Below are 18931 nucleotides of genomic sequence, written 5' to 3' on the forward strand. Positions count from 1 at the left end.
CTGTGCGGCGGGCTCCCCGGGGTTGAAAATCAGGTCTTCTCGACCTGGCTGAAATCGAGCTCGACGGGCGTGGCGCGGCCAAAAATGGTGACCGACACACGCACCTTGCTCTTTTCGTAATTGACTTCTTCGACGTTGCCGTTGAAGTCTGCAAACGGACCTTCTTTCACGCGCACCATCTCGCCCACTTCGAACAGGATCTTGGGGCGGGGCTTTTCGACCCCCTCTTCCATCTGGGAGAGGATCTTCTCGACTTCTTTTTCGGAAATCGGGGTGGGGCGGTTGCCCGAGCCACCCAGGAAGCCGGTGACGCGGTTGGTGTTCTTGACCAGGTGCCAGGTTTCGTCGGTGAGATCCATCTCGACCAGGACGTAGCCCGGGAAAATGCGGCGCTCGCTGATGGACTTCTGGCCGCCCTTCATTTCGACGACTTCTTCGGAAGGCACCAGGATGCGGCCGAACGACGTCTGCAGGCCCGCGCGCTCGATGCGCTCGTTCAAGGCCTTGTGGACGCTTTTTTCCATGCCCGAGTACACATGGACGACATACCAGCGTTTACTCATTCGGCGTCCTTATTTCCAGCCCAGCAGCAGGCCGTAGAGTATCCATTCGATGCCCTTGTCGAGCACCCACATCAGCAGCCCCATGATTGCGACGAAGGCAAATACTATGCCCGTCATCTGGGTGGTTTCCTTGCGGGTAGGCCAGGAAACCCGCTTGGCTTCGTTGTACGATTCGTTGGCGAAGCTCAGGGTGCGGCGGCCGGGTTCGCTGAACCAGGCAATGATGGCGGCAATGACCAGCCCGCCGATGAACACACCGATGCGGGCGGCCATGGGCTGGGCGCTGAGCATCGAAAAGCCCACGATGCCAGCAATGACAACAAGCACAGCCAACCCGAGCTTGATCCGGTCGGCGGTGCTGGTTACGGTTTCTACGCTGGTATTAGACATTTTGCGACGCGAGCCGGCCTGGATTGCGCGGCTTGCGGTGATCTCCCGGCGAATTTAAGAGCGAGCGGGGTTGACAACGAACTGGGCCTGGTCGGCCATGACCTTGGCCATCAATATTTTGGCCACTAATGTGGCAGGGGCAGTAGGAATCGAACCTACAACCTTCGGTTTTGGAGACCGACGCTCTGCCAATTGAGCTATACCCCTAAAACGCTTGCAAGCGATGCATGGCAACTTGCGGAACCATACATAGTACTACTTTTTTGACAAACATGGGAAGCGGGCCCGAAATGGGCCGGCTTCCCGTGCAAAACGCCGGATTTAGGCGATGATTTTGGCGACGACGCCGGCGCCGACGGTACGGCCGCCTTCACGGATGGCGAAGCGCAGGCCTTCTTCCATGGCGATCGGCGCCAGCAGCTTGACCGTCATCGACACGTTGTCGCCCGGCAGCACCATTTCCTTGTCCTTGGGCAGCTCGATCGANACCAGGGCTCGATCCTGCTGGTGGTGTACACGGCATTTTCGGAAGCCGTCAATGAAGGCCTGTGGCACGACACCCCCGTGCCCGCGCTGCTGGGTCTGGTGCTGGGCTGCGTGGTGCTGCTGGCATTGGCCCTGCTGGGCTGCGTGGCCCTGGGCCGGCTGTTCAAGTTCAACCTCGAAGACCGCATCACCCTGCTGTTCGGCGGGTCCAAGAAAAGCCTGGCCAGCGGCATTCCCATGGCCCAGGTGATCTTCGCCGGCCAGGCCGTGGGCGCCATCGTGCTGCCGCTGATGGTGTTCCACCAGATCCAGCTGATGGTCTGCGCCGTGCTGGCCGCCCGCTATGCCAGGCGGCCGCACTGACCGGCCGCGCGGCGCTCACCCCGCCATCAGCTTGCGCCAGCCTTCGGGCCCCAGCCGGCGCAGCGTGTCGATATTCTTTTCGTAAATCTCGGCGGGGTCGCCGAATGCCTCGACCGCCCGGTCGATGCTCTCTTCGCGCAGCAGGTGCAGGATGGGGTGCGGCGACCGGTTGGTGTAGTTGTCGATGTCGTCGGGCCCGGTGTCGGCGAACTGGAACGCCGGATGGAACGTGGCCACCTGCAGCTCGCCCACCAGCCGCATGCGCTTGAGCAGGCGGTCGGACAGATCGGCGAAATCGTTGAACTCGTAGAAGTCGTCCAGCGCGTCCGGCAGAATCAGCAGCGTGGTGTCGATCTGGTCGGGGTCGGCCTGCGACAGCAACAGCAATTCGTCTTCCAGGTCGGCCAGCACGCCTTCGGCTTCGGTGGCGTCGCTGGCCGCATAGCGGACTTGCTGCTTGACCTGCACCGCCTTGGCGAACGGGCACAGGTTCAGGCCGATGACGGCCCGCTCCACCCACAGGCGGGTGTCGTCGATGATGCGCTGGTAGGCGCCGGCGGTGTGGATCATGTGCGTCGTCAGGCCGGCATGGCCGCCATGGTTTGCGCCACCGCGGCGGTAAGCCGCTTGCCGTAGGGCACGTGCAGGAATTCATTGGGACCGTGGGCGTTCGAGCGCGGACCCAGCACCCCGCAGACCATGAACTGGGCCTTCGGAAAGCCCTGCTGCAGCAGGCTCATCAGGGGTATGGTGCCGCCCTGCCCGATATAGCCGCAGGGCGCGTCGTAGTACTGCCGCGACGCCGCATCCAGCGCCTGGGTCAGCCAGGGCGCCGAGGCGGGCGCATTCCAGCCGGTGGCGGCGCCCTGGTTGGCATGGAAAATGACCTTGGCGTTATAGGGCGAATCGACTTCGAGCAGCTGCTTGATTTCCTGCGAGGCCGCCACCGCGTCGATGAGCGGCGGCAGGCGCAGCGACAGCTTGAACGCCGTGCGCGGGCGCAGCACGTTGCCGGCGCTGGACAGCGGCGGCAGGCCTTCGGCCCCCGTGACCGACAGCGTGGGCCGCCAGGTGCGGTTCAGCAGCGCCTCTTCGGGCTGGGTGGTCATGGGCAGCACGAAGCCGCCGTCGGCCCCGCAGCTCCAGGGAAAGCGGCGCCAGACCTCGTCGCCCAGGATGCGGGCGGTTTCGCGCACCTGCTCGCGGCGCTCGGCGGGAATTTCGCAGTGCAGGCTCTGCGGCAGCAAGCAGCCGCTGGCGCTGTCTTCCAGGCGGTCGAGCAAATGGCGCAGGATGCGGAAGCTGGACGGCACCACGCCGCTGGAATCGCCCGAATGCACGCCTTCGTCGAGCACCTGCACCTCGAGCGTGCCGGCCACCATGCCGCGCAGCGAGGTGGTCATCCAGAGCTGGTCGTAGTTGCCGGCGCCCGAATCCAGGCAGACCACTAGCGCGACATTGCCCAGGCGGTCGCGCAGCGCATCGACATAAGGCAGCAGGTCGTAGCTGCCCGATTCTTCACAGGTCTCGACGATGCCCACGCAGCGCGGGCGCGGAATGCCCTGCGCGTCCAGCGCCATGATGGCGGTCAGCGAGGCATAGATGGCATAGCCGTCGTCGGCGCCGCCGCGCCCGTAAAGCTTGCCGTCTTCGTACTTGGGCGTCCAGGGGCCCAGGTCGGAGCGCCAGCCCGAAAACTCGGGCTGCTTGTCCAGGTGCCCGTACAGCAGCACGGTATCGCCGTTGTCGGCGCGCGTGGCGGGCGCGTCGAAGAAGATGACCGGCGTGCGGCCCGGCAGGCGCACGACCTCGAGCTTCAGGCCCGCCACCTTGCGCGACTCGACCCATTGCGCCGCGTCGCGCACCACGCGTTCGATATAGCCGTTCTTTTCCCAGTCGGCGTCGAACCCCGGGCTCTTGGCCGGCACGGCGATGTAGTCGGTCAGCGCGGGAACGATCTCGTCATCCCACTGGCGGTCGACAAAGGCCTGCAGGGCATCGGGATCGAGGGTGGGCGGCAGTGCGTCGTCGGGAATGCGGGCGTTCATGGCACGGTCCTGTCGAAGGGGGCGAAAGCTTGATTTTATGCCTGTGCCCATGAAAATGGGGCGGCTGGCCGCCGCCCCATCGAGCTTGCCGCCCGTTGCGCAGCCGCCTACCCCACCCACACCCGCGCATTGCGGAACATGCGCATCCAGGGGCTGTAGGCGCCCGTGCTGTCGGCCGCGCCCCACTTCTGCGGCGCCCACGACATCATCACGTTGCGCGTGACGCGCTCGGGGTGCGGCATGATGACGGTGAAGCGGCCGTCGGCGGTGGTTACCGAAGTCTGGCCGCCAGGGCTGCCGTTCGGGTTGAACGGATAGGCTTCGGTGGCCTTGCCGTAGTTGTCGATGTAGCGCGCGGCCACCAGCACTTTGCCGGCATCGCCCTGCTGGGCATAGTTGGCGTAGCCTTCGCCATGCGCCACGGCCACCGGCACGCGCGTGCCCGCCATGCCGGCGAAGAAAATCGAGGGCGAGTCGGCGATCTCGACCAGCGACAGGCGCGCCTCGTATTTTTCGGACTGGTTGCGGGTGAAGCGCGGCCAATGGTCCGCGCCCGGGATCATGGGCGCCAGCGCGGCCATCATCTGGCAGCCGTTGCACACGCCCAGCGCAAAGGTGTCGGAACGGGCGAAATAAGTGGCGAACTGGTCGGACAGCCGGCTGTTGAAGCGTATGGTGCGGGCCCAGCCTTCGCCCGCGCCCAGCACGTCGCCATAGCTGAAGCCGCCCACCGCCACCAGGCCCTGCATGGCGCTGAGGTCGATGCGGCCGGCCAGCAGGTCGGTCATGTGCACATCGATGGCATCGAAGCCCGCCGTGTCGAAGGCCCAGGCCATTTCGACCTGGCTGTTGCAGCCCTGCTCGCGCAGGATGGCCACGCGCGGGCGCTTGCCGGTGGCGATGAACGGGGCCGCGATGTCTTCTTGCGGATCGAACGCCACGCGCGGCGCCAGGCCGGGATCGGCGGCGTCGTTCCAGGTGTCGAACTCGGCCTGCGCGCAGGCAGGGTTGTCGCGGCGCGCCATGATGCGGTAGCTGACTTCGCTCCAGGCGCGGCCCAGGCCGGCGCGCGGTTCGCTCCAGACCTTCTTGCCGTCGCGGAAGAATTCCACGGTGTCGGCGTCGTTCAGCCCGCCGATCACGTGCGCATGCTTCGACAGGCCCGCGCCGCGCAGCACCTGCATGACGGCGTCGCGCTGCGCCGCCGGCACCTGGATCACGGCGCCGGCCTCTTCCGAGAACAGCGCCTTCAGCGTGAGCTCGTCGCGCTGCACAGCCACCTGTTCGGGACGGATTTTGTAGTCGCCCCAGTCGGCCGTGTCCGGGTCGAAGGTGAGCATGTCGAGGTTGACCGAAATGCCGGTGCGCCCGGCGAAGGCCATCTCGCACAACGTGGCGAACAGGCCGCCGTCGGAACGGTCGTGGTAGGCCAGCAGCACGCCGGCCTCGGCCAGGGTGCGGATGGTGATGAAGAAGGCGCGCAAGTCTTGCGGCGCGTCGATGTCGGGCACGCTGGTGCCCACCTGGTTGTAGGCCTGCGCCAGGATCGACCCGCCCATGCGGTGGCGGCCGCGGCCCAGGTCGATGACGATCAGCACGCTGTCGCCCGCGTCGGTGCGCAGCTGCGGCGTCAGGCTGGCGCGCGCGTCGCCCACCGGCGCGAAAGCGGTGACGATGAGCGACACCGGCGCCACCACCTGGCGCGTTTCGCCGTCGTGCTCCCAGGTGGTTTTCATGGACAGGGAATCCTTGCCCACGGGAATCGACAGGCCGGTGGCCTGGCACAGCTCGCTGACCGCGGCCACGGTGTCGTACAGCGCGGCGTCCTGGCCGTCGACCCCGCAGGCCGCCATCCAGTTGGCCGACAGCTTGATGTCTTCCAGTCGCGAAACATCGGCGGCGGCCAGGTTGGTCAGGGCCTCGGCCACGGCCATGCGGCCCGACGCCGGGGCGTCGAGCACCGCCAGCGGGGTGCGCTCGCCCATGGCCATGGCTTCGCCGCGGAAGCCCTCGTAGTCGGCCAGGGTCACGGCGCAATCGGCCACCGGCACCTGCCAGGGGCCCACCATCTGGTCACGGCTGGACAACCCGCCCACGGTGCGGTCGCCGATGGTGATCAGGAACGATTTGTTGGCCACCGTGGGATGGCGCAGCACACGATAAGCGGCGTCGGTAAGGTCGATGCCGACCAGGTCCAGCGCCTGCGACACGCCAGGCTGGCGCCGCACGTCGCGCGTCATGCGCGGCGGCTTGCCCAGGATGACGTCGATGGGCACGTCGACCGGGCGGGTGCCGGCATTGCCGGCCGGCGCCTCGGCGTCCAGGCCGGGCAGGCCCTCGCCGTCGACCACGCGCAGCTGGCGCGATTCGGTCGCCACGCCCACCACCGCGTACGGGCAGCGTTCGCGCCGCGCGATGGCGTCAAAGCGCTCGAGGTCTTGCGGCAGAATGGACAGCACGTAGCGCTCTTGCGATTCGTTGCTCCAGATCTCGGCCGGCGACAGGCCGGACTCTTCCAGCGGCACGCGCTTGAGGTCGAACACGGCGCCGCGCCCCGCATCATTCACCAGCTCGGGAAAGGCGTTGGACAAGCCGCCCGCGCCCACGTCGTGGATGGCCAGGATGGGGTTGCCCTGCCCTTGCTGCCAGCAGCGGTCGATGACCTCCTGGGCGCGGCGCTCGATTTCGGGGTTGCCGCGCTGCACGGAATCGAAATCGAGCTCGGCCGAGTTGCTGCCCATGCTGATGCTGGAAGCCGCGCCGCCGCCCATGCCGATGCGGAAACCCGGACCGCCCAGCTGGATCAGCAGCGCGCCGGGCGGAATGGTTTCTTTGTGCGTGAGTTCGGCGTCGATGCTGCCCAGCCCGCCGGCGATCATGATGGGCTTGTGGTAGCCCCAGCGCGTGCCGCCGGCGCTTTGCTCGTAGGTGCGGAAGTAGCCCAGCAGATTGGGGCGCCCGAACTCATTGTTGAAGGCCGCGCCGCCGATGGGGCCGTCGATCATGATGGAAAGGGGCGAGGCGATGCGCGCCGGCAGGCCGTGGTGGTCGGTTTCCCACGGCTGCGGGGCGTCGGGAAAGCGCAGGTGCGACACGGTAAAGCCCGTAAGGCCGGCCTTGGGCTTGGAGCCGCGCCCGGTTGCGCCTTCGTCGCGGATCTCGCCGCCCGCGCCGGTGGCGGCGCCCGGGAACGGCGCAATGGCGGTGGGATGGTTGTGCGTTTCAACCTTCATCAGCGTATGCACGGTGGCGTCGCGGCGCACGTAGCGCGCGGCGTCGCCGCCCTGCCCGCCCGCCTGCGGCACGCCGGCCTGGAAGCGCTGGGCGGCGCCGCCTTCCATGACGGCGGCGTTGTCGGAATAGGCCACCACCGTGCCGGCCGGCTGCGCCTTGTGCGTGGCGCGGATCATGCCGAACAGGGTTTCGGACTGCGGCTGGCCGTCGATGACCCACTGCGCGTTGAAGATCTTGTGGCGGCAGTGCTCGCTGTTGGCCTGGGCGAACATCATCAGCTCGACGTCGGTGGGATCGCGGCCCAGGCTGGTGAAAGACTGCGCCAGGTAGTCGATTTCGTCTTCGGACAGCGCCAGGCCCAGCGTGGTGTTGGCCTCGACCAGCGCGTCGCGGCCGTGCTGCTGGACTGCCACGGTGCGCATGGGCTTGCCGGCCAGCGGCTGGAACAGCGCCTGGCCGTCGAAGTCGGCCCCCACCACGGTCTCGGTCATGCGATCGTGCAGGCAGTCCGCCGCGCGCGCCAGCATGGCGTCGTCGAACGACTTGGCGCCCAGCAGGCCGCGTTCGGGCACCAGGAAATAGCGTACGCCGCGCTCGATGCGGCGCACCGCCGCCAGGCCGCAGTTGTGGGCGATGTCGGTGGCCTTGCTGGCCCATGGCGATATCGTGCCCAGGCGCGGGATGACCAGCAGCGCCAGGCTCTTGGCGGGCGCCTCGCCGGCTGGCTCGGTGCCGTAGTCGAGCAGTTGCGCCAGGTGCCCCTGCTGGCTGTCATCCAGGGCGGTGTCGGTGCAGACGAAATGTTCGTAGCGAGCGGAAACGTCGGCAATGGGCAAGCCGGCTTCCCGAAGCTGCGCCAGCAGGCGTTCGCGGCGGAAGGCAGAAAGGACGGAAGAACCGGGCAAATGCTGGACGAGAGACACGATGCGGGCGCCGTTTGAAAGTAAGAAGAGGCAAAACCGGGATTTTACCGTTTTAGGGATTTCCCCGAGCGCCAGCCCGCCAAACCCGCGGGATGAGCCGGGCGCCGTTACCGCGCCCCGGGGTTACAAAGTCACTGAGCCTGTTTGATCGCCGGTTTATTGCAACGCAAAAATCGACTTCCAGCCATTGGATCTGCCCCAAAATAGCCTGGAACAGAGCATTTTCAGGAAAATTTTCCGTGCCGCAGCATGTTGCAAAAGCCCTTCATCCGCGGGAAAACACGCACTAACGCCCCGTCCACCCAACGGTAGGATGCTGCGATTCCGATGATTCGGCCGGCAGGCCGGTCGCGGCACGCAGGCAACAAGCAGCAGCCCAGGGGAGAACGGCGGTACCAGCCGCCAACCGGAAGGCCGGACAAAAGAATCCGGCCTCCAGCACGGACGCCGGCATGGCGTCCGTGTTTTTTTCCGTCAGCCCTGCTCCGGATACCGCACCTCGAGGATATCCAGTTCTTCGACGCCGCCCGGCGTGCGCAGCACCACGGTGTCGCCTTCGCGCGCCTTGATCAGCGCGCGCGCCACCGGCGAGATCCAGCTGATCCTGCCGGCCAGCGGCTCGGCTTCATCCACGCCCACGATGGTGACCTCATGGGTGTCGCCGGCCTTGTCCAGGTAGGCGACGGTCGCACCGAAGAATACTTGATCGCGGTTGGGCTGCACGGCCGGATCGACCACTTCGGCGATGTCGAGCCGCTTGGTCAGGAACCGCATGCGGCGGTCGATTTCACGCAGGCGCTTCTTGCCGTAAAGATAATCGCCATTCTCGGAACGGTCACCATTGGAGGCGGCCCAGGACACCACCTGCACCACGGCCGGGCGCTCGACATTCATCAGCTGCGCCAGTTCGTCGCGCAGGCGCGCGTAGCCGGCGGGGGTCATGTAGTTGCGGGTGCCGGCCGGCAATGCCTGCGCTTCGGGCAGGTCATCGTCGTCGTCGCGATCCGACTCTTTGACAAAAGCCTTGTTCATGGCAGTACTAGAACCAGTCGTGCCAGACTGGCTTCAAATCGTCGGGCAGCGCAGGCAGGCTGCCCAGGTCGGCGCGGCTTTCTTGCGGGCTGTGGAAGTCGGACCCGCGCGAGGCCAGAAAGCCGTAGCGCCGCGCCACTCCGGCGTAATGCCGGGCTTCGTCGGGCGTATGGCTGCCGGTGGTGACTTCGATGCCCACGCCGCCGCATTGCAGGAATTCGTCGAACAGCGCATTGAACTGCAGCGGCGAATACTTGTAGCGGCCCGGGTGGGCGATCACGGCGCGCCCGCCGGCCGCGCAGATCCAGCCCACGGCGTCGGCCAGCGCGGCCCATTGCATGGGCACGTGGCCGGGGCAGTCGTCGCCCAGATATTTGTTGAATACGGTCTGCACATCGGGGCAATAGCCCGCCTGCACCAGGTAGCGCGCAAAATGCGTGCGGCTGACCAGTTCGGGGTTGCCGGCAAACGGCAAGGCGCCTTCGTAGGCCCCCGGCATGCCCATGTCGGCCAGCCGCTGGCCCATGCGGCGCGCGCGTTCGGCGCGGCCGGCCCGGGTGTCGCGCAGGCCGCGCACCAGGGCCGCGTCGCCGGCATCGAAACCCAGGCCCACGATATGCACGGTTTGCCCCGCCCAGGTCACCGAGATCTCGGTACCGGTGATAAAGCGCATGCCCAGTTCGCGGGCGGCGTCGCCAGCCTGCGCCAGGCCGCCCACTTCGTCGTGGTCGGTCAGCGCCCAGACATTCACGCCGTTGGCGTGCGCGCGCCGCGCCACCTCGGCCGGCGGCAGCACGCCGTCGGACACAGTGGAATGGCAATGCAGATCGACGTTCAGGGCGGCAGTTTGCATTTGTCTATTGTACGGCCGCCGCGCCGCACGGGAAGCCGCCGTCAGGCCTCGGGGCGGCCCAGCAGGAAGCGGGCCACCGGCTCGACCTGGGCCTCGTCCATGAGGGTGGGCGCATGCCCCACCCCGGCCACCTCGAGCAGGCTGGCGCGCGCGTTGCGCGCCAGCATTTCCGCCGCCGTGGCCTCGGTCAGCAAATCCGACTGCGCGCCGCGCAAAATCAGGACCGGGCAATCCAGCGCCTCGTACGAGCGCCACAGGATCTGCTCGCCCGCGGAATAGGCCTCGGCCGTCTGGGATGCCAGCGGCAGCGCCAGGTTCAGGTCGTAGTGCTTGACCCATTTGCCGCCGCGGTCGACATAAACATGGCGCGTCAGCGCTTCCCATTGCGCATCGCTATGCGGCCCGAATGGCGCGGACACCTGCCGCACCGCGTCCACGGCCTGCGCGAAGGTGTCGAATTCGGCCTGCTGGCCGACATACTGGCTGATGCGGCCCAGCGCCGCGGGATCGAGCCGCGGCCCGACATCGTTGAGCACCATGCTCTCCAGGCGGATGTCCTGACTGGCAGGCCAGGCGCCGGCATGCGGCTGCGCGGCATGCGCCAGCCGCGCATAGGCGGCGGCGCCCGCCAGCGCCAGGCCGATCAGCCCGCCCATCGAGGTGCCCACCCAGGCCAGCGAACCCGGCCGCAAGCGGGCAATCAGCGTCACCATGTCCGACACGTATTGCGGCACGGTGTAGAAGGCCGGCGCGGACAGCCAGTCGGAGCCGCCGCGCCCCACCACGTCGGGGCACACCACGCGGAAATCGCCGGCCAGGCGCCGCGCCAGGTTATCGAAATCGCGCCCCGTGCGCGTCAGGCCGTGCACGCATAACAGGACCCGTTCGTTGCCGGGATCGCCCCATTCGGTGTAGGCCATGCGATGCAGGCCAGCCGGGCTGGCGCACGTGACGAAATCGAATCGAGGTTCCAGCATGAAGGCTCCGGACGCTGTGCCACAAAGAGCCCACATGTTATAGCAGCCATGTCACGGCGCCGCCCGATGCCAGTAGCGCCGCGCGGCCAGCGCTTCGGGCGCGGCCGCCAGGCCCGCGGGGCCGGATGCGGCGATGACGGCGCCGTGCCTGTCGGTGCGCCAGAACATCGCGCCGGCGCGCTGCCAGCGCGCCTGCACCTGCGGCGCCGGATGGCGGAAGCGGTTCAGGCGCCCGGCCTGCGCGATTACGTGCGTGGCGCCGGCGGCCTCGACCAGCGCGGCGCTGGACGAGGTCGCCGAACCGTGATGCGGCGCCATCACCACGTCCACGCGCGGCAGCCCCGGCGCCAGCTTGCGTTCCTGGGCCGCCCCGATGTCGCCCGGCAGCAGCGCCGCGTGCGCCCTGCCCTGCAGCAGCAGCACGCAGCTCTGGGCATTGCCCTGGCCGCGGCGCGCCGGCGCTTCGCGCGCGGGATGCAGGAAGCGGAATGCCACGCCATCTACCTGCCAGGCCTGGCCGGCATGGCAGCGCCGCACAGACAGCGGCAGCGCCGCCGCGCCGCCGGCATCCGCCTGCCGGCGCAACAGCGCCGGCAAATCGAACGAGGCATAGGCCCCCTGCACCGGCACAGCCGCCAGGACACTGGACAGGCCGCCGGCATGGTCCAGGTCGGCGTGCGACACCACCAGGCCATCCAGGCGCCGATAGCCGCGCGCGCGCAGATAGGGCGCCACGACACGGGCGCCCGCATCGGTGGCCTCGCCATGGCGCGGGCCGGTGTCGAACAGCCATGCCTGGGTGGCCGTTTCGATCACCACGGCGCTGCCCTGCCCCACGTCGAGGGCGGTCAGGGTCCAGTACCCGGGCGCCGGCCGTTCGGGCCGCCAGCACAGCATGGGCAGCATCAGCAGCCAGCCCGCGCCGCGCGCCGGCCAGCCCGGCGGCTGCAGGGCCCACGCTACGCCGGCCAAGGCCAGCCCCAGCAGCGCCCATGGCGCGGCGGCCACATCGACGACCGCCCAGCGCGCGGAGCCTATCCAGGCCACCGGCACCATGGTCCAATCGAAAATCGCATGCCCCAGCACGCCGCAAGCGTGCGCCAGGACGTCCAGGCCGGGCACCACCCCGAAAGCCGCGCACAGCAGCGCCAATGGCGTCACCAGAAAACTGACCACGGGAATCGCGAACGCGTTGGCCAGCGGCGAACCCAGCGAGACCTGATGCAACAGGTGCGCCAGCAAGGGCACCAGGCCGAGCGTGATGGCCATCTGCACCCGGCCGAACTCGCCCAGCAAGACAGCCAGGCGGGACCGCCACCCGGGCCGCCGCAGCGCCGGGCCAGCCGAGGCGGCCGCGCGCAGCAGAACCGCCACCGCGCCGAACGACAGCCAGAAGCCGGGCGCCAGTGTCGCCCAGGGGTCGAGCGCCACCACGGCCGCGGCGGCAAGCGCCAGGATGCGCGCGGGCGACAACGGCAGGCGCGCCATGGCGGCCAGCGCCACCACCGCCAGCATGAAGAAGGTGCGGCGCGCGGGCACGCCCCAGCCGGCCAGCAGGCAGTACAGCAGCGCCACGCCCAGCGCCGCCGCCGCGCCCGCGACTTGGGCGGGCAGCCTCTCGGGCAGGCGGATGCCGCGCCAGCGCCCCCGCCGCCAGGCGAATGCAGCCAGGGCGCCGCCCAGGCCAGCGATCAGCGTGACATGCATGCCGCTGATCGACACCAGGTGCGTGATGCCGCTGCGGTTGAAAATCTGCCAGTCTTCGCGGGCCACGCCGGCCTGGTCGCCCATGGCCAGCGCGATCAGCACAGGAGCATAGCGGCGCTCGCCCAGGGCCTGCCGCATGCCCTGGCGCACGTGGTGGCGCAGCCGCTCGATGGCCACGCCGGCGCTCGAGCGCGGCTCGTCGCGCAGCAGCCGGGGCACACCGCGCACCGTGGCGACTGCGCGCACGCCCAGCGCGAACAGCCGCGCCTCGGCATCATGGCCATGCGGGTTGCGGGCGCCATGCGGATGGCGCAGCACCAGCGCCATGCGCCATACCTGCCCCGGCAGCAAGTCGGGCAGGCGGCCTCCCGGCGGCGCATACCAGGACACGGCAATCCGGGCGGGGATGCCCGCCGGGCGCGCGGCGGCTTCAGTGTCGGCCAGGAAACGCCACTGCCTGGCGTCGCCCTGCGGCAGATCGGCAACGCGCACGATCAGCCGGCTGACAACATCGTGATGAGCGGGCGCCAGGGCGTCGTCGAGCCGCGTCTGGCCATGCCAGACGGCCCAGGCCATGCCCAGGCCGGCGCCCAGCCAGGCGGCCGCCACCCAGCGCGCCGGACCGCGCCGCCGGCGGCATGTGGCCACCACGCAGCACGGCGCCAATGCCGCGGCCCAGGGCCACAGCCAGCCGGCGGCCGGCAGCGCCGGCAGGTGCTGCACGGCGGCGGTGCCGGCCACCACGCCCAGCAGGAACAGACGCCCGACGATATTCGCCTCCGCAAAGCGCACAGCGTAGGCGGCAGCCCGCCCTGCGCGGCGTGCGGTGAACGGAAATATCCTTGCGTTATGTCCGCAGGCGCGGCAGCACGCGATGGGCGGCGGCCGTGGTGGCCCGGGCGATCTCGGCGGCGTCGACGCCGCGCAACTCGGCCAGCACCTGGGCGATGCGGGGCAGCTGGCCCGGATCGTTGCGCCGCTGGGGCGCGTACAGCCAGGCCGGCGGGATGTCGGGCGCGTCGGTTTCCAGCACCAGGCTGTCCAGCCCCACATCGGTGGCATGGCGCCGTATCTGCAGGGCGCGCGGGTACGTCATGGCGCCGCCCAGGCCCAGCGCAAAGCCGCGCTCGACGAAGGCCCGCGCCTGCTGGGCGCTGCCGTTGAAGGCGTGGGCGATGCCGCCGCGCACGCCAGGGCGGCGCCGCAGATACTTCAGCAGTATGTCCTGCGAGCGCCGCACATGCAGCAGCACCGGCAGGCCGAACTCGGCGGCCAGCGCAAGCTGCGCATCGTAGAAGCGCTCCTGGCGCGCGCGCGGCTCGCCCGCGGCCAGTTCCGGCACGAAGAAATCCAGGCCGATTTCGCCGATGGCGACAAAGCGCGGGTCGTCCAGGGCATCGATCACGGCCTCGCGCAACGCGCCCAGGTCGTCGTCATGGGCGCGCGACACGTACAGCGGGTGGATGCCCAGCGCGTAGGCGCCGCCTTCGACCTGCTGCGCCAGGCCGCGCACCACGGCGAAATTGCCGCGCTCGACCGCCGGTATCACGATGCCCCGCACCCCGGCCGCAGCGGCGCGGCGCGCCACGCCCAGGCGGTCGGCATCGAATTCGGCGGCGTCGAGATGGCAGTGCGTATCGATCAGCATGGCATGTCAGGCGGGCCGCGGCGCCGGGGCGCTACCCCGAAACCAGTTGCCCGCGTTCCATGAGCAGTTGGCGGTCGGCCAGCGCGGCCAGTTCGGCATCGTGGGTAACGATGGCAAACGCCGTGCCCGATTCGCGGTTTACCTGGGTAAGCAGCTCGAACATCTTGTGCGCGGTGCCGCGGTCCAGGTTGCCGGTGGGTTCGTCGGCCAGCACGCAGGCCGGCCGGGTGACCAGCGCGCGCGCCAGCGCCACGCGCTGGCGTTCGCCGCCCGACAGCTGGCCGGGAAAATGCCCTTCGCGCTGGGCCAGGCCCACCAGCGCCAGCACCTTGCGCGCCGCCTCGCGCGCCGTGTCGCGCTGCTCGCGGCGCACGATCAGCGGCATGGCGACATTGTCCAGCGCCGAGAATTCGGGCAGCAAATGATGGAACTGGTAGACAAAGCCCAGGCTGCGATTGCGCAAGGCGCTTTTCTGGCCTTCGGACAGGCCCGCGGCGGCGATGCCGTCCACCGTGACCTCGCCCTGGCTGGGCACGTCCAGCAGGCCCAGGATATGCAGCAGGGTGCTCTTGCCCGAGCCCGACGCCCCTACGATGGCCACCATCTCGCCGCGCTCGACGGTCAGGCTGACGTCGTCCAGCACCTGGATGCGCGCCGGGCCTTCATCATAGATTTTCACCAGGTTGCGGGCCTGCAGCGCCGCGGTGGCGCCGGCCGGGGTCGACAGGGCATCAGTCATGGCGCAGCACCTGGGCGGGTTGCAGGCGCGAGGCGCGCCAGCTGGGATACAAAGTGGCCAGCAGCGACAGCACCAGCGAGGTCACGCCGATGGTAATGATGTCGCCCGACTGCGGATCCGACGGCAGCTCGCTGATGAAGTAGATCTCGCGCGGCAGGAAATGCACGCCCAGCAGGCTTTCGATGAACGGCACGATGACGTCCACGTTATAGGCGATCAGCATCCCGCCCAGCACGCCCAGCACGGTGCCCACCACCCCGATCAGCGCGCCCTGCACCAGGAAAATGCGCGCCACTTCGCCGGGGCCCGCGCCCAGCGTGCGCAGGATGGCGATGTCCGACTGCTTGTCTTTCACGGCCATGACCAGCGACGACAGCAGGTTGAACGCCGCCACCGCCACGATCAGCGCCAGGATCAGGAACATCATGCGTTTTTCAGTTTGCACCGCCGCGAACCAGGTGCGGTTGTTGCGCGACCAGTCGCTGGCCATTACGTAGGGCGGCAGCGTCTTGGACAGCTCGGCCGCCACCTGCGGGGCGCGCTGCATGTCCTGTACGCGCAGGCGCACGCCAGCGGTGCCGCTGTCGCGGAATACCCGCGCGGCATCCTGGGCGTCGACGAACGCCAGGCTGGAATCGTATTCGTAGTGGCCGGACGTGAACGTGCCCACCACCGTGAACTGCCGCATGCGCGGCGTGAAGCCCGCCGGGCTGATGGAGCCCTGCGGGGCCAGCATCAGCAGCGTGTCGCCCACCTGCACGCCCAGCCCGTCGGCCAGATCGCTGCCCAGCACCACGCCAAAGCCGCCCGGCTTCAGGTCGGACAGCTTGCCGGTGGTCATCTGGCGCGGAATATCGGATACCTTGCCTTCGGTGGCCGGATCGATGCCCCGCACCTGCACGCCCCGCAGCGCCTGGCCGCGCGCCAGCATGGCCTGGGCGGCCACGAAAGGCGCGGCCCCCTTGACTTCGGGATTGCGCTCGGCCGCGTCGGCGAATTGCCGCCACTGTTCGAGCACCCGCTCGGGCACGGCGCCGGGAATGTACAGCTCGATGTGCGGCAGCACCGACAGCATGCGGTCGCGCACTTCTTTCTGGAAACCGTTCATGACCGACAGCACCACGATCAGGGCCGCCACGCCCAGCGCGATGCCCGCCATCGAGGTGGCGGCAATGAACGAAATGAAGCGGTCGCGGCGGCCGCGTCGCTGGCGGATGCGGGCCATGCCCGCATAGCGGGCGCCGATCCAGAGTTCGTAAGGTATTTTCAGCACCCAGGCATTATGGCATTAACCGGCCCGCCATCCGGCCGGCAGCCTGAGACTACAATCGGCGCCATGCTCATCGTCATCCCGGGCGCCTTGCCGCCCCTGCCTGTCGCCGCCGAACTGGCGCGGCTGCTGCCGCAGCGCGCGCCGCTGCTGCACGAATGGCTGCAGGCCGCCACAGCCCGGGTGGAAGGCTTCGATGCGCGCGCCCAGGGCTGCACGCCATTCGAGGCCTGGCAGCTGGCGCAGGCCGGCTACCATCCCGCCGCGGGCACGCCTGTCGGCGCCGGCCTGGGCCCGTTGCGCGCCGGCCCGGCCGCGGCCGACGGCCAGCCGGTCTGGCTGGCCGAACTGGCCCACCTGGCGCTGGGCACCGACCAGGCCACCCTGCTCGATCCCGAACACATGGACATGCGCGCCGAAGAAGCCGACGCGCTGGTGCAGACCGCGCGGCCCAGCATCGAGTCGGCCGGTTTCGCCGTGCAGCCCCTGTCGCCGCGGCGCTGGCGGCTGCGCCTGCCCGAGGGGCTGGCGCCCCCCACGGCCAGCCCCGCCGCCGTGGCGGGCCAGCCGCTGCGCGACTGGTGGAGCCAGGACCCCGCCATGCGCCCATGGCGCCGCCTGCTCAATGAAATCCAGATGGCCTGGCACGAACACCCGGCCAACGAGGCCCGCGCCGCGCGCGGCGCAGCCCCGGTCAACGCCCTGTGGCTCTATGGCGGCGCGGCGGGCTGGCCGGCCCGGCCCGCCCAGCCCGCCCGGGTGGCCGACGAACTCGACGCGCCGCACCGCGCCGGCGATTGGGCAGCCTGGCTCGACGCCCTGGCCGGCCTCGAACAGCGCCATCTGCGGCCGCTGCTGGCGCCCTCTGCGCGGCTGCCCAGCCAGCCCGTGCAATTGATCCTGCTGGGCGCCGACCGGCGCGCCACGCTGTCCCTGCAACCGCGCGGCCGCCTGCTGGCCTGGCTGCCCGCGCCCAAGAAAAACTGGAATACCTGGTGGTCTCGCCCCGTCTGACAGTCCGTACGACCAACTCCGATGCGCGCCGCATCCTGGAAGCCGCGGGCATCCACCCGCTGCTGGCCCGGCTGTGGGCCGCGCGCGGCGTCACGCACCCCGACCAGACCCGCCTGGCCTGGCCCGCGCTGCTGCCGCCGGCCGGGCTGACGCACGTCGACCATGCCGCCGGCATCCTGGCCGACGCCATCGCCCAGGGCAAGCGGCTGCTGATCGTGGCCGACTACGATTGCGACGGCGCCACCGCCTGCGCCGTGGGCCTGCGGGCGCTGCGCGCCTTCGGCGCCGACGTCGATTTCCTGGTGCCCAACCGCTTCGAAACCGGCTATGGGCTGTCGCCCGCCGTGGTCGACCTGGCCTGCGCCCACCACGCCGGCAAGCCCGACCTGATCATTACCGTGGACAACGGCATCGCCAGCGTCGAAGGCGTGGCCGCCGCCAATGCGGCCGGCATCGGCGTGGTGGTCACCGATCACCACCTGCCCGGCGACACGCTGCCCGACGCGCTCGCCATCGTCAATCCGAACCAGCCGGGCTGCGGCTTCCCGTCCAAGAACCTGGCCGGCGTGGGCGTCATTTTCTACCTGATGCTGGCCCTGCGCGCCGAGCTGCGCCGCCGCGGCACTTACGCGCCCGACGGCGGGCCGCGCCTGGACGCACTGTCCGACCTGGTCGCGCTGGGCACCGTGGCCGACGTGGTCAAGCTCGATGCCAACAACCGGCTGCTGGTCACCCAGGGCCTGCAGCGCATGCGCACCGGCCGCATGCAGCCGGGCCTGCGGGCTTTGTTCGCCGTGGCTGCGCGCGAGCCGCGCAGCGCCTGCGGCTTCGACCTCGGCTTCGCGCTGGGGCCGCGCATCAACGCGGCCGGCCGGCTGGCCGACATGAGCCTGGGCATCGCCTGCCTGACCACCGACGACGAGGCGCAGGCCCTCGACATGGCCCGCCAGCTCGACCAGATCAACCGCGAGCGGCGCGGCATCGAAGCCGAGATGCGCGAGCAGGCCATGGCCGCCATGGAAGCGGCCGGCAGCGCGGACGGCGCGACGGTCTGCGTATTCGACCCGGGCTGGCACCAGGGCGTGGTCGGCCTGGTGGCCTCGCGCCTGAAAGAAAAGTACTGGCGCCCCACCCTGGCCTTCGCGCCGGCCGGCGACGACGAAATCCGCGGCTCGGGCCGGTCGATTCCCGACGTGCACTTGCGCGATGTGCTCGATCTGGTGTCCAAGCGCCACCCGGGCCTGATCCGCAAGTTCGGCGGCCATGCCATGGCGGCCGGCCTGACGCTGGGACGCGACGACTTCCCCGTCTTCGGGCCGGCCTTCGACGCGGCCGTGCGCGAGCTCACCGGCCGCGACCGGTTCGAACCGCTGCTGGAAACCGACGGCTCGCTGGAATCGGGCTATGCCAACGCCGACGTGGCCACCCTGCTGCAGCAGCAGGTCTGGGGCGCGGGCTTCGCCGCACCGCTGTTCCTGGATGAATTCATCGTGCGCAGCCAGCGCCTGGTGGGCGAAAAACACCTCAAGCTGTCGCTGGAGCGCGGCCACCAGCGCTTCGACGCCATCTGGTTCGGCCACGACCAATCGCTGCCCGAGCACATCCAGGCCGCCTACCGGCTCGAGCCCAATGTCTGGAACGGCATGGTGTCGGCCCAGCTCGTCATCGAGCACGCCGCGTAATC

The 18931-nt window shown here is 69.4% G+C and carries 15 protein-coding genes, 1 tRNA gene and 1 pseudogene; 3 read left to right on the forward strand and 14 right to left on the reverse strand.

Features of this window, described 5'->3' with window-relative positions; genetic code table 11:
• Positions 1-29 precede the first annotated feature (29 nt).
• From nusG to J2P76_RS06545, 4 genes are all read right to left on the reverse strand, one after another.
• Complete coding sequence (nusG, locus tag J2P76_RS06530; protein ID WP_012251787.1) at positions 30-563, reverse strand: transcription termination/antitermination protein NusG; 534 nt, start codon at positions 561-563, stop codon at positions 30-32.
• Positions 564-572: 9 nt separating this feature from the next.
• Positions 573-953, reverse strand: a complete 381-nt coding sequence (gene secE / locus J2P76_RS06535; protein WP_207405456.1) for a preprotein translocase subunit SecE — start codon at positions 951-953, stop codon at positions 573-575.
• Between the two features lie 131 nt (positions 954-1084).
• A tRNA-Trp gene (locus tag J2P76_RS06540) sits at positions 1085-1160 on the reverse strand.
• A gap of 114 nt (positions 1161-1274) precedes the next feature.
• Positions 1275-1508 (reverse strand): hypothetical protein, encoded by a 234-nt coding sequence (locus J2P76_RS06545; RefSeq protein ID WP_347565294.1) that lies wholly within the window; start codon positions 1506-1508, stop codon positions 1275-1277.
• On the opposite strand from J2P76_RS06545, the pseudogene J2P76_RS06550 reads away from it, so the two are divergent.
• Positions 1443-1802, forward strand: a pseudogene (locus tag J2P76_RS06550) (bile acid:sodium symporter); the annotation flags it as partial. The gene J2P76_RS06545 and the pseudogene J2P76_RS06550 sit on opposite strands and share 66 nt — an antisense overlap.
• A gap of 15 nt (positions 1803-1817) precedes the next feature.
• On the opposite strand, the gene J2P76_RS06555 reads toward J2P76_RS06550, so the two are convergent.
• The 10 genes from J2P76_RS06555 to J2P76_RS06595 form a co-directional block, all read right to left on the reverse strand.
• Positions 1818-2372, reverse strand: coding sequence for a DUF1415 domain-containing protein (locus J2P76_RS06555; RefSeq protein ID WP_207405458.1), 555 nt, complete (start codon positions 2370-2372; stop codon positions 1818-1820).
• A gap of 8 nt (positions 2373-2380) precedes the next feature.
• Positions 2381-3850 (reverse strand): M20 family metallopeptidase, encoded by a 1470-nt coding sequence (locus tag J2P76_RS06560; RefSeq protein ID WP_207405460.1) that lies wholly within the window; start codon positions 3848-3850, stop codon positions 2381-2383.
• 107 nt (positions 3851-3957) lie between these two features.
• Positions 3958-8007, reverse strand: coding sequence for a phosphoribosylformylglycinamidine synthase (gene purL, locus J2P76_RS06565; protein ID WP_207405462.1), 4050 nt, complete (start codon positions 8005-8007; stop codon positions 3958-3960).
• A 474-nt stretch (positions 8008-8481) separates the two neighbouring features.
• Positions 8482-9039 carry a transcription elongation factor GreB gene (gene greB / locus J2P76_RS06570; protein ID WP_207405464.1) on the reverse strand — a complete coding sequence of 186 codons (558 nt, stop codon included), beginning with the start codon at positions 9037-9039 and terminating at the stop codon, positions 8482-8484.
• Positions 9040-9046: 7 nt separating this feature from the next.
• Entirely contained in the window at positions 9047-9892 is an 846-nt protein-coding gene (locus J2P76_RS06575) for a 3',5'-nucleoside bisphosphate phosphatase (protein WP_207405467.1), read from the reverse strand.
• Positions 9893-9933: 41 nt separating this feature from the next.
• Entirely contained in the window at positions 9934-10869 is a 936-nt protein-coding gene (locus tag J2P76_RS06580; protein ID WP_207405469.1) for an alpha/beta fold hydrolase, read from the reverse strand.
• A gap of 51 nt (positions 10870-10920) precedes the next feature.
• The gene (locus tag J2P76_RS06585; protein ID WP_347565295.1) at positions 10921-13368 is read right to left on the reverse strand and encodes a DNA internalization-related competence protein ComEC/Rec2; all 2448 of its coding nucleotides are present in this window, start codon (positions 13366-13368) and stop codon (positions 10921-10923) included.
• A gap of 55 nt (positions 13369-13423) precedes the next feature.
• Positions 13424-14224 (reverse strand): TatD family hydrolase, encoded by an 801-nt coding sequence (locus J2P76_RS23605; protein ID WP_242697314.1) that lies wholly within the window; start codon positions 14222-14224, stop codon positions 13424-13426.
• Positions 14225-14255: 31 nt separating this feature from the next.
• Positions 14256-14963, reverse strand: coding sequence for an ABC transporter ATP-binding protein (locus J2P76_RS06590; RefSeq protein WP_207405472.1), 708 nt, complete (start codon positions 14961-14963; stop codon positions 14256-14258).
• Positions 14956-16188: a lipoprotein-releasing ABC transporter permease subunit gene (locus tag J2P76_RS06595; protein ID WP_242697492.1), complete on the reverse strand. Its 1233-nt coding sequence runs from the start codon at positions 16186-16188 to the stop codon at positions 14956-14958. Before J2P76_RS06595 ends, J2P76_RS06590 begins: the two co-directional genes overlap by 8 nt.
• 57 nt (positions 16189-16245) lie before the next feature.
• Here J2P76_RS06595 and J2P76_RS06600 point away from each other — a divergent pair, with 57 nt between their 5' ends.
• Both J2P76_RS06600 and recJ read left to right on the forward strand, forming a co-directional pair.
• Positions 16246-17247 carry a hypothetical protein gene (locus J2P76_RS06600; RefSeq protein WP_431603380.1) on the forward strand — a complete coding sequence of 334 codons (1002 nt, stop codon included), beginning with the start codon at positions 16246-16248 and terminating at the stop codon, positions 17245-17247.
• Positions 17229-18929, forward strand: coding sequence for a single-stranded-DNA-specific exonuclease RecJ (gene recJ / locus J2P76_RS06605; RefSeq protein ID WP_207405478.1), 1701 nt, complete (start codon positions 17229-17231; stop codon positions 18927-18929). The genes J2P76_RS06600 and recJ overlap by 19 nt, the downstream gene beginning before the upstream one ends.
• Positions 18930-18931 lie beyond the last annotated feature (2 nt).

The sequence above is a fragment of the Bordetella petrii genome (assembly GCF_017356245.1).
Classification (GTDB): Bacteria; Pseudomonadota; Gammaproteobacteria; order Burkholderiales; family Burkholderiaceae_B; genus Bordetella_A; species Bordetella_A petrii_D.